This window comes from Arthrobacter sp. 08Y14 (assembly GCF_002929455.1).
GTDB classification, from domain to species: Bacteria; Actinomycetota; Actinomycetes; order Actinomycetales; family Micrococcaceae; genus Arthrobacter_B; species Arthrobacter_B sunyaminii.
In genome coordinates this window covers 1-1302 of record NZ_PJIX01000010.1, presented here as the reverse complement: position 1 = coordinate 1302, position 1302 = coordinate 1, and the positions used below count along the sequence as shown (strand labels likewise).

Here is a 1302-nt window from a genome sequence, read left to right as displayed (position 1 = left end):
CGCCGGCCAAACTGCGGAGGTTCTGGTCGATATGAACCTCACCCGAGATACCACCACCAAGCCAGCTCAGTACGTACTGAGCCTGAAAGTCCGGGATGGGCGCTGGGAGATCCAGTCACTCAACTCAGCCCCGGCACTGTCGAAGTAACCCCATCCCTAGAACTCAAGGAGCCACCATCATGTTCAGCACCGCTATCGCCACCGCCACAGACAAAATTGCTGCCGCTTCCACCTCACCGCAGGCAGCAGGCGTTTTCGACTGGGTAAACGAAAAAACCGCCGCAACGCAGACCGCCATCCAGGGAATCCTGGTCGTTCTCGGTCTGATCGTCGCCCTGATCATCGCTTGGAGGGGTAAGAACGTCGGATCCGTGGTTATGGGAATCATCGTCGGCGGCCTGATTGCGGCCCTGCCCATGCTCATCTCGTTCTTCTCCGAGCGTGCCGCGGGGGAAACGGTGGGAATGGATACGGCCAACCAGATGATCACCTACGCGCGCGCAGCACTGACCACACGAATCTAAGCCGAGACCGGGAGATAAACCCATGAGCAACCAGGACCACGTTCAGACGGGAAGGTTCTACACCGCAGCGCGCAAATTCCAGCAGCTGATCGGCGTGACTCCTGCCGGTGAGGCCATCCCCGGCGGCCCCTACACGGTGACTCAGTTCATCGTTGGCATCGTGACCGTGGTTGTTGGGTTTATCTCCCGGCCACTGTGGACCCAGGGCGCCATCACGGACGTGCTGTTTATTGCTGCCGCGGCCGTAGGGATCACTTACGGGGTGGGCAGGATGCCCGGATCCCGCCGATCAATCATCAACCTGATCAACTGCTCGATGGCCCTGATGCTCCGTCCGCGGACCGGGAAATACCGCGGACAGAAACTGCCGGCCACCTACTCCAAAACCAAGCCGAAGAAGAAGCCCAAAAAAGCGCCGGCAGCCACGGCCCCGGAAACGGATGCCACGGACTCCGGGCACCGAAACGGGCCGGCCATCGAGCACGTACAGATCAACTCCGGGCTGGATCGGCTCACCGCCGATCTGACCACAGCCCGCTAAAAAAATCGCTAGGAGCCTCACATGGCAAAAGACAACATCCGCCAACCGGTCCGCTGGATGCGCGAAAACATCTTCGTCACCCGCGACGGCGTGGCCTACGGCATTTGGAAGCTCGAAGGCCAGGCATACGGGCTGGGCACCATCGCCCAGAAGGAATCCGTGCGTGCCAAGCACCAGGACTTTTTCCAGGCGCTGACGGGAGAGGCAACACTGCTGGGACTGGTTACCACCAGCTCA

Annotated in this window: 3 protein-coding genes; all 3 read left to right on the top strand. The window is 60.5% G+C overall.

Features of this window, described 5'->3' with window-relative positions:
* Positions 1-179 precede the first annotated feature (179 nt).
* Complete coding sequence (locus tag CXR03_RS17685) at positions 180-524, top strand: hypothetical protein (protein ID WP_104056279.1); 345 nt, start codon at positions 180-182, stop codon at positions 522-524.
* Between the two features lie 22 nt (positions 525-546).
* Positions 547-1065 (top strand): hypothetical protein, encoded by a 519-nt coding sequence (locus CXR03_RS17680; RefSeq protein WP_104056281.1) that lies wholly within the window; start codon positions 547-549, stop codon positions 1063-1065.
* A gap of 21 nt (positions 1066-1086) precedes the next feature.
* Positions 1087-1302: hypothetical protein (locus tag CXR03_RS17675; RefSeq protein WP_146070552.1), on the top strand; the 216-nt coding region annotated here is incomplete at its 3' end.